The following is an 11,317-nucleotide window of genomic DNA, read 5'->3' as shown; positions in this document are numbered from 1 at the left end:
AATAACCATAACGTATTTTCGGCAACGTATTTCGTAAAAACTGCGAGCGGGAAAGGCGATACATTTTGACTGTTGCGATGCTTTAACTTGACCAGAAGGCAGCTGAAAGTTTAAAATTTTATACCTTAATATATATCCAAATACAAACTTGGGCCAACAGCGACATACAACAATTGAAAATCAAGGGTTTGAACCAATTGCAGAGCGCATCGTCATGGGCCCGATAATCAGAACTCTTTTCAACACGGCAAGTAAATTTAACCTTAGACATATTTATAGGATAAACAATCCTAATGGTGCGTCAACTTTCACAGTGTAATTAACGTGTACAATAGAGATGCGTATCGATTCTATTTCAATAAGATTGCATCAGTTAAGGTTACCGCACCGCTTCCGCAAAAAAAACCTCCCGGATAACCGGGAGGCTCTTATAATATGTTCAAACAAGACTTAGTTAGCCACTTTCCTGGTTACCGTCACGTTGTCGGTAGAAGTGATCCGAACGAGCAACACTTGTTCTTCAGCACGAAGGTTTTCCAACAACGTATCATTGGCATTTATACCATCCTTCCTGTAGATCAGCCTGCCCCGGATGTCGAAGACCTTCACTCCTGACATCTCAACTTGGCCTGAATTGATGTGGATTATGCCCTGGTCTTTGTAAACTACAATGCTTTTTGAATCAAAAACAGGGTCTTCTACTGCAAGCGGCGAAGCTTGGTAAACCACTTCAAACCTGTCGGCAAATGCGCCTGGGGCTGAAGTGAAAGTGTAACCGCCCTGCTTGATATCGTGCACTGTAGCGGTAAAGTTGTCCTTCAGGTAAATGTTCTGATTGCCTTCAAACAGGCCGTCAACGTGATCAAGTGATATAGTGTAAACACCAGCCGTATCGGCATTGAAGTTAAGCGGCACGACGTCGGTATCAACAAATGGAAGTGACCGTCCCTGAATCAGATAGTTCGTATCGCCAATGATGCTCGAGATTGATGCGCCTCCCTCAATAAGCTTACCATCGTACTGGCTATCCACTCCCATAGTAGCGCCGTCGATATAACCTATAAGGATTTGGTTCATTGCATGTGACGGTGTACTCAGGTTGAACCACATACGGTGCTTTTCAACGGTATTACTGCTCCTATAAAATGATCCGCCGTCAGCAGTCCTCATCGCGTTGGTGAAAGTAGCGTTACCTGCCGAAGTTTTCAACTGCACAAACCCCTGGCCTCCACGTATAACGCCCGTAGGGACATCGCCCCCTGCCTGTGCAGCTGTTCCTCCGGAAAGATTATAGCTTGCATAGTTCGCTCCTGAGGCGGCCGCCTGGCTGATGTGCGTCCAGAAGTACAGTGTGCCCGCGTTACCTGGCTCGGCAAGGTACAGGTCCGCATCTATCGTAGACGGATAAGGGTTTCCGATCATGTTGTATCCCTGCCCGGTAACAGTCACAGGGATGGTCTGCAGACCATTGTTGGGCACACCTGTGAATGTTCCCGTCCACGGCGTAAGTACCGCCGGATGGTTGTTCGCAGCACGGATCATATAACCTCGGGCAGCCTCAAATGCCGTTGTAGACGGCGACGCGATCTGCGCGAAGCTGTTTGAAGGCTCGTTGAGGTTATAGAAACGTGTATTCAACGTGTTCGGAGAAAATGCCTGAAGCAACTGTCCTGATACCGGTGATGACCAGTAAACATAATCCTGACGGATCAGGTTGGCAGTACGCTTGTACTTAATATTACCTGTGTTGGCTATCTCATTCGTCTGCACAAGGTCAGAACCATCCTCAAAAGTTAATGTTCCGCTGGTTACAGTAACCTTACCGTTTACGTAAGCATCGAATCCTCCGGCAAACGAAACCGTTCCACTTTGGATTGTCAAGGTACAGGCATAAAGGTCTGCAGCAGCAGTAAAATTACCATTAATGACAGCCGCACTGGTTGAATTAGGCACTCCATTACTCCATGATCCGGATGACCAGGTCGTACTACTTCCGCCAACCGTAACGATTGTCTCAGACGAAGTAGCCTCTGAACATGAACCACTCTGGACAACGGCACGGAAATGCGTTTCTACAGTAATTGCACCGGAAACATAAGTAGTGTTGGTGTTGGCTATAGGAGTCCATGTTGTAAAAGGACTAACTGAACTTTCCCATCTTACCACAGATCCCGTATGACCCGATAATGTAAGTATGCCGCTGTTCGACCCTGAACATACAGATGAACCACCATTTACAGCGCCTCCAACTGATATCGGACTGACAGTAACTGTAGTAGCAGAAGAATTTGCTTCTCCACAAACACCATTTTGAACCATTGCCCTAAACGCAGTATCCTGCGTAAGAACTCCTGAGGTATATGTATTTGCAGTATTAACTATTGGAGACCAGGTTGTGAAAGGACTAACTGAACTTTCCCATCTAACTACCGCACCTGTTTCTCCTGCCAAAGTTAAAAGTCCACTTGTAGCACCGGAACATACTGATGTTCCTCCTGTAACACTGCCTCCTACTGAAGGCGCATCAACAGTTACTGTGGTATAGTTTGAATTAACCGGAGTACAGGCACCATTTTGTAAAACGGCCCTGAATCTCATTGTTTGCGTGAGCGCTCCTGAAGTATAAGTATGTGTAGTATTGGCTATTGGTGACCATGTTATAAATGGGCTAACTGAACTTTCCCATCTTACTATAGTACCGGTATCACCACTTAACGTCAAAATCCCACTTGTAGAACCTGAACAGATTGTAGTTCCTCCAGTAACACTTCCTCCCACGGCAGCAGGCGTAACTGCCACAACCGTGCTAGCTGTTGAGAAACAACCTGTATTAGGGTTGGTTGCCGTTACGACATAAGTACCTGACGCAGCAGTAGTCACATTTGATATAGACGGATTCTGCAATGACGAAGAGAATGAATTTGGACCTGTCCATGAATAATTCACAGTATTCGGTGTAAAAGTTACACTCTGTCCGTCTACAATACTGGCTGTATTAAACGAATACTGTAATGCTGATGAAGCACTGTAATTTAATCCGATAGTAGCACTGGCCGCAGCATCAAACGCAGGCACGCCATAAGTAAGATCCGGATAAACAAGATGTATCTGTCCTGTGGTAGTATCCAATTGTATCTGGAAAGTAATCGTTCCGGAACCCGCAGCGTTAAAATTATCTTCATTAGACCATTGAATAATATACAAATTTCCAACAGTCTGCGTTTTGATCGTACTGCTTGCATCCAATGGCTGCATATCGTCCCAGTTTGCTACAATTGCAGCCAGTGAATTACCTGTACCGGTAATAAGTCCGCTTGTAGCAGTTGTACTGGCAGCAATACCCTGGGGCAACGCAGAATTATTAAAGATAATATCTCCCGTTGTTGTACCGAATACCAAAACTCCGTTATTACCTACCCTGGCTGTCGTATAAGCCACACCATTGAAAGTAAATGACGGGATGGTGAGATTATGCTCAGAATCATCTGCAATAGTTCCTGCTGAAGTTCCTGTACCACTGATATCTATGAAACTTACGCCACTATTTCCGTTCATTGTATAACCCGGCAACGTTACTATCGAAGAGGTTAAATTTAAAGTACCTCCTTCACAAACCGGGGTGTTTGACCCTGCAACAGGGGTTAGAGGAACAGGATTTACCGTGACAGTTACATTTACAGGTGCAGAAGCGCATCCATTGGTCGTACCAATAACCGTATAGGTGGTAGTAACTGTTGGATTTGCATTGACTGACGCCCCTGTTGTGGCATCAAGTCCTGTACCCGGAGACCAGCTGTATGTTGTTGCTCCGTTGGCCACAAGGTTTACCGTTCCGCCTGAACAAATTGTTGCTGATGGCGGGGTTACGTTCACCACAGGCACCGTGTTGACCGTTACCGTAACAACATTTGAAATGTTGGTTACAGGCACTGCTGTACATTCAACAACCAAACGATAATATGTCGTTGAAGTGATGGTACCCGTATTCAAACTGCTGTAATTGGCAGAGGCAACTCCTATATCGACAGGAGTCGTAAATGCAGCATCTACGGATGATTGCCACAAGTATGTTGTATTCAATCCTGTTGAATATCCGGCTGATGAAATGGTCGTTGAACCGGAACCACAAATAATGGACAGGGCTGCGGACGCGGTACCTGCATTGGCACCGGAGCAGACATCTACAGAAAATTCCTTAAATCCTAAGCTTGGGGTGGTACTCCTGGCAGCGCAATCGATATCTGAGGGCACAACCGCACTTAGATCCGCACCGGCATTGGTTAGCGGTACATTGGTCAGATTTGCAGCAGGCCTCAGATCATTCGAGGAAGTAAACACCGCATTAATATTTAATGACGCCGCGTCTTTTCCGGTGGCTGCCTGCAAATTGGCCAAACTTGTCCGGTCCGTACCTGTGTTTAATGCAGAAGTTACAGCGAAATTAGCATTTGCTCCCGATGTAAAGAAATTGTTATTGTTCGAGGTAAGATTAGCAAACGTCGAATATCCAAAACCGATAGCATAGGATTTTCCAGCGGCTACAGTTGTCTGCTTATTCACAAAAATATTGTTTCTGATATCAATCGCCGTATCTGCACCTCCAACGGCTAAGGCCAGACTTGAACCGGTAGTTCCGGTACCTCTGTCTCCCGTCATGGAAACGGTATTGTGATATACCTGAAGGGAAGAACCAGTGGCCGGGATCACAAAAATACCCGTAGTGATGTCGCCAACAGTGGCATTTCCGATAACGCCGTAGACCTCATTATTTATAATCCGGTTTGTTCCCGATGCCGCAGGGCCTACAAGAATACCGGCAGAACTATTGGTTCCCGTATTTTGAACGGTCCCGATAATATTATTACTGATAGTCGTGTTTACCACTTCGCTTCCCGTAGTGGTAGTAGCAAGCCACGAATTCAACCCGAGGGAAATTCCAAACGCGTCTGTAGCGGAATTAATTCCTGAAACCGTATTGCCTGAAATCGTGTCACCGGTTTCAAATCCTACAAAGATACCGCCAATCTGAACATTGTTTGGTGATGCAGTCGCAATAACATTCTGGTTTATTGTAGTCCCTGAATTTTTGGCTACAGCACTCAAACCCTGTACAGAAATACCAAATAGTGATTTGGATAGATTATTATTGATAAAGGAGTTGTTATTATTCCCTCCGGTAGCCCCAGTATTAACCGATCCGATACCGGTACGGGTAGTCGTGTTGGAATTCCCAACAATATTACAGTTCTTAATCGTGTTATTTGAGGCGCCATTGGTTCCGTTGTTTGTTATTCCGATAACCCCTGATGTAGTGCTTGAGTTCGTATTCGTAATGGTAAGATCTCTCGTAGCCGAACTTGCAGGGCATATGGTGTTGGCTGTGCTTCCAAGCGAGCCGTCAATGATCACATTGTCGGCGCCAAATAACATAATCAATGTCGTCGAAGAGGTTCCGGAAATAGCACGGGCGCTTCCGACGGGTTTGATTGTGACGCTATAAGGGGCAGCAAATTCATTTAAGGTAACCGCGCCCGTTTCCGCAGTAAGGTCACCTGCAATCTGTAACGTGACATTTCCGGTAACGATACTGCTATTGACAGCCGAAAAGGCACCGCCTGCTACAGTCAGCGTTGGATAATCACACCCGGAAGGACAAACCGTCTTTATCCCACTGAGCGCAGTCAATACGCTATAAGAATTGATTGTACCGGTAATCGGGAACTGTCCCGAAGCAAGCGCAACACTCGTGGCCGGGGTATTGAATGTGCCTGAGTTGATACCGACATTCGGTCCCGCCGTGTCCTGGGCCACCACGAAATACTGAATTACATCATTGACGGAAACCGAACCTGCATTCAGTAATGAATAATCGATTGTAAAATCAAATGGAGAGGTCGTCCCATTGGCTTCCACAAATTTCCACCCTGTAAGGTCATTCGCATCGGCTGACTTTTTGTAATACAAACGCGGCTTAGTGCCCGGGGTTACATTAACACCGGTTACATCGGTAATGGTAACATTTGTGAATGCCCTGGTAGTATTTACTACATCGTTGCTAAGAGTTGTATAGCTTATGACCGGAGCGGCAAGATCCAATCCTGTAAAGTTGCCGGCGTCGGCACCAATATCGGTTGGTGTCAGGCCGGAGCGTGTTTGTCCGTCAAAATCATCCGTAACAGACGCAATAAGGAACCCGTTTGCTTCAGCAGCGGATGCAACCGCCGGGTTGATATGCAGATTAGGTATTGCGTTCGCAGGCGCTACAAACTTCGGATCGGTGTCGAAGCTGTCGGCATCCTGCCCTACTGCTGTTCTCCACGCGGGCAGCGAAATCACGTCCAGCGCATTGAACAATCCAAACACCGCACCGGTGCCCGTAGCATTATAAATGTTATTATTGATTGTTAATCCTGCTGGGTTTGCAGCGGTGCCTCCTACCCTTACGATGTAGTTCTTCCCGGTCGCTCCGTTGTTTGACCGGTTGTTTACAAAAATGTTATCCCTGAACGACCTGGTATTTGTGGTAACCGAACTGTTGAACGCAAATGAGTTTGCAGTTCCGGCAGTTGGGGCGCCCCCGATATAAACACTGTTATTAAAGAAACTATCGGTTCCTGCAGGCTCATTAATCCCGTTAACCTGGATCGCATTGGCAATCCCATCCCCGATGGCAATCATGTTATTCTTATAAACGCTGGTACCGCTTCCTACCCGGATTCCGTTGATTTCCGCAGTAGCCGCATTTGTGGCGGCAGTAAGACCATAAATCAAATTCCTCTCAATTATTCCGGTTGTGGTCCCTCCATATTGTATACCTGTCACCGTGGACGCTGCGCTGGCATTGGTGTTTGTGAGGTTGAAAATGCTATTCTGTGAAAGTGTGCCGCTGGCACTGCTCGCTGTAGTAAGAATTCCAATCACCGAAGCAGCCGTCCCTGTACCCGTACCAATATTACTGGTAAGGTTCCTGATAGTATTGCCAGTGAGCAATGAAGGCGCGTTACTCGTAAACATCCCTACTACCTGAGATGAAGCTCCTGTAGCATTCAGCTGTATTGAATTGGCTACCGTTCCACCAATGTTATTGCCCGCGGCAGTCCACAATACCGTAGTTCCAGTAAAGGCCCTGATACCGTAAACTATAAAAGTTCCCGAAGCACCAAGGTTGGTTACAGAAATACCCCCGATATTATTATTGCTTGAAGTCCATGTATTTGACGTAAAGTTAAAAATACCGTATGCATCGGTCGCACCGGTTGTAGTAGTAGAGAACACCAGTGATCCTGTGGCCGACTGACTTCCTATAGTATTACCATTCGTTAACCCGTTACCTTCCTGGAAAAAAATTCCCATGAACGGGCTGCTGGTACCTGAGCCTGAAGATGTAACCCCGGTCATGCTTACAGCAGCAACAGTGTTGTTTGAAATCGTAGTTGCAGCACCTGTTGAAATTCCGTTGAAATGGATACCCCAAAAACGCGCACTGCTACCGGCACCTGTTAAAGTGTAAGTACCTGTTTGCGTATTTGACGCATATCCAATGATGTTTCCTGTAATGGTAAAGGTCTGGGCACCGCTTGTGGCCGTCGTTGCCGATATCCAGATCGGGGAATGCTGCGCGCCGGCGGTCCAGGTGCGGGTGCCGGTCTGGTAAAACCTGTTATTGGTAATACTCCAGGTATTACACCCTCCCGAAACGTTAATACCTGCACTCGTAACAGCGGGAGCAAAGAAGTCAAAAATATTGTTGTTGGTGATTACGATACCACTGTTCCCAATTGCCGTGGTGGTCGTTGAACCGTTTCCGTATATTGCTTTAGAAGGCAGGTTACCTCCCGCAGGCCCGATATTACAATTTGAAATGGTGTTGTTGTCGTTTCCGTTTGCCGTGATACCATCGGTACTGAAAAAGATCGTCCCACCGTTTGTAACAACCGACATCGTGGCTGAACCCAATACATTACAATTTGTAATGGTATTCGAAGTGGCACCACCAATAAATTTCAGGGTACTGGTCCCCGAAGTAGCCGCGATACTGGTGTTTGAAATCGTAAGTGAGTTACCCCCGGTATTCAAACCATCAACCGTTACATTATCGGCACCATTGAACAAAATCAGTTCAGTAGCCATAGAGCCCGTAATGGTACGTGCGCCGCCTCCCACAGGAACAATACTCATTGACGTATAAGAGGCGGAACCTGAACCGCTGGCATTTAATGACGCAATCGCTGCCTCGGTTGTATTCCCTCCTATATATATGGAAATAACTCCTGTGTGTGTTCCTGCATTCACCGCATCAAAAGCGGCCTTTAATGTAGCATAACCTGTCAAAGTAGTGAGTCCGGTAGTTGAAGAGACCAATACCGGTAAAGCGGGATCAGCCTGTACTGTAAAGGTGGCCTTATAATTATTACCGCCGTTACTTGAAAAAACGGTTCCCGGTACGCCATCTGCATCAGAATAAACTTCCAAAGTATAATTACCGGGAACTCTTCCTGCAATGATGTTTGTTGTACCGCCGGTACCTTCCCATGTCTGGTTTCCCCCACAACCACCGCCATCATTGGATACGAATCCGTAATTCTCTGTATTGAATGTACCCGAAGCGCCTGCACTGGTCAACCAGACGCGCCACCTCAGGTGACCGTTGGTAATGTCGCCCCCACTGCATTTGAAAGTCTTATTCTGACCTCCTTTCACCACCAGGGAATTCGTGCCAAGTGTAAATGTTCCGAGGTTTGCCCCTTGAAAATCAGGATTAGCGGTTGCCGCATTCATATCATAGTAGGCATTGGCACCACCGTTGATACTTAGGATCGCATAACTTTCATAAATACCGTTTGACTGCGCAGTCACGAAATTCGCGACACACAGCAGCAACACGGCCAGCAATAATTTTATCCTTTTAGGATAAGTACTGCCATTTTCGAATAGTAGTAAAATTCGTTGCATAACTTTTGATTTAGATTTTAGATTTTTCAAGACTACAAATATAAAAAAATAACATCCCTTAATATTTTTAACCAGTAATATTGGTAAATAGTAATAGTTTTCGTTTATATATTAGAAGACATTCATATAATCTGCTAAATCTACTGAATTTTGAAACAATTTGACAGACTAACTACAGTAATTTGTTAAACTACAACGTTTTCGTGTTGAAAAAAGTTACAAAAACTTGGTTTAGCGTTAAATTTTTTCAAAATAACACAAACTAATGCGGCAGGGGCGCTTCGCGTTCGCATCAGGAATGCGGCGCAGGCTGGTCGATAAGCATTGCAAAAAGTGAGGGCTATGGAAAAATCCAAAAGCCTCTTTCCGCCAGGTCATCATTGACTGGTGTGACGATAAATTGAATTTACTGGAAGAAATTCCATACCAATCCGAACCGCACCACGAAGTCGCGGTAAGGATAATTTGGGGCCGAGTAAAAATTATTACCCGTCATTGCCGAGTTGAAGTGTTCGGCTTTAAGATAAATACGGGTTTGGCGCACGCGCGCGTTCACAAAGAAGTCCACTACAGGAAAGTTCCCAATCTCTTTTTGTTGCTGTACATAAAATTCGCCCAACACCGGATTGTAGTCGTTAGCAAAATATTTGGTGAAGTAACTGAATGTAACACCCGTTTGCACGAACATCGCCTTTTTAAAAAAGTAGTCGCTATAATATAAGGTGTTGCGCGTCACGAATTGCGGGACATTCAGGACATCGTCATCCTGGGCTGTTTTCTGGTACAGCAGGGTGTTATCCAAAGCCAGTTTCCCGTATTTGACTTCTTTCGATACCTTCAGCGACAGGTAGTTGATCGTACCGCTGTATTGTTTCGGCGTCACAAGCAGCACTTCCGGATCGGCACTGTCATTGCTGTAAAACAGTTGATCCTTGAAGACTGACAGCTGCAATTCGGCAGCCGCCCACTGCGTATCAGCCTTTACAATGAGATTGTTGATTTTTTCGGTCTTGAAATCGTTACTCCAGTTGTAGGCAATATAGCTGCTCTGGTACAGATTATAATTGAGATCCGGCAGCTTGTTCATTTTCTGGACCTGGAATGAAATCACATTATAATCATCGGGCTTCCAGCTTAGCGAAATATCGATGTTCGAAAGACCCTGGCTCGTAATCGAATTGGAATACAGCGCCTTTCCATTCCAGCTTTTCGTGCGGTAAGCATACTGTGCCCCAAACGTGTTAATGCCATCTTTCAACCGCGACGGCACCACGCCTGAACTGTTTACGATAATTGTATTGTAATGATAATTGTAATTGAAATCATCTACATAAAAACCGATCTGGCCCAACGTCTTGTTTTCGTAAATTGCGCCTACCTTATTATACATACGGTCATAACTGGTCTTATCGTTGATATTGCCGGCAACATACGATTGACCGAAACGACCACTCAGCGTCAACTCCCTGAATTCAAAAATCTTATTCTCAAAATTGAACTGATGGGTCAGGTACAGGTTGTTTTGATTGTCATTGGCATTGACCCTGAACGCATGGTCCACGAAATAACGGTTGCCTTTAAGGAACGATTCAGCATCCTGAAGGTATACCTCGAGCCTGGCGCGGTCCTTGAAGTCGTCATTGCCGCTTTCAAAGTCCCCGGTGTCGGTAATGCCGCCATTTTCCTGGTTCAGCAAGTCCTGTCCCGTGAAATGGGCATTCAGGCGGTACCGTCCGCTTTTGGTGATATAATTGGTCGTAAACCTGAAATTCCCTGTACTAGCCAGTTGATTTACGTATTTGCCCAAAGACCGCAATCCCTTATATGCGATAGAGAAATTAAGCCGCTCATGGGTATTGAGCGTAATGAAGGCGTCGAGCGACTGCCCCTGCTCCTGGACTGTTTTGAAGTACAGTTCGGTCAGCGGTGTCGGCACCGAAAAATAACGCATATCCCCTACTTCCAGATAATTGAAGTGCTTTGCCCGGAAGCCAAATTCCGGATAAGGAGAAAAAGTCCTCAGGCTGTACTGCAGTGTGTTGTAGGTCTGCCCGTCGTTCGCAAACGGCAGCAACCCGAAATTGTCCTTCCTGAGATAATTGAAAATATAATCTTTGTAGATGGTCAGCGACGTATCGATATAAGTGGTATCGCGATCCGCCGTAATAACCTTATACATATCAATGGTGGCTTTCGGCGCATTGTCGGCGGTGCTTTGGGTGTTCCCCGGAGTCCGGGTGACTGTATTTCCGGCAGGAAGCTGCTGCAAATCCTTTGTCCTGAGCGGTGTTTTCTGCGCAAATACAGACCCACACATCATAAAAATAAAAAACACAAAAAGTTTCTTTGTCATTGCAGTTGCCGG

At 45.9% G+C, this 11,317-nt stretch carries 2 protein-coding genes; both read right to left on the bottom strand.

Annotated elements, in window-relative coordinates:
• Nucleotides 1–450: 450 nt before the first annotated feature.
• On the bottom strand, nucleotides 451–8,952 hold the full coding sequence (locus HYN48_RS06555; RefSeq protein WP_108370348.1) for a T9SS sorting signal type C domain-containing protein: 8,502 nt from the start codon (nucleotides 8,950–8,952) through the stop codon (nucleotides 451–453).
• A gap of 406 nt (nucleotides 8,953–9,358) precedes the next feature.
• Nucleotides 9,359–11,305 (bottom strand): putative porin, encoded by a 1,947-nt coding sequence (locus HYN48_RS06550; protein ID WP_108370347.1) that lies wholly within the window; start codon nucleotides 11,303–11,305, stop codon nucleotides 9,359–9,361.
• Between the last annotated feature and the right edge of the window lie 12 nt (nucleotides 11,306–11,317).

Origin of the sequence: Flavobacterium magnum, assembly GCF_003055625.1 — a bacterium.
GTDB classification, from domain to species: Bacteria; Bacteroidota; Bacteroidia; order Flavobacteriales; family Flavobacteriaceae; genus Flavobacterium; species Flavobacterium magnum.
This window is presented reverse-complemented; position numbering and strand designations above follow the sequence as displayed.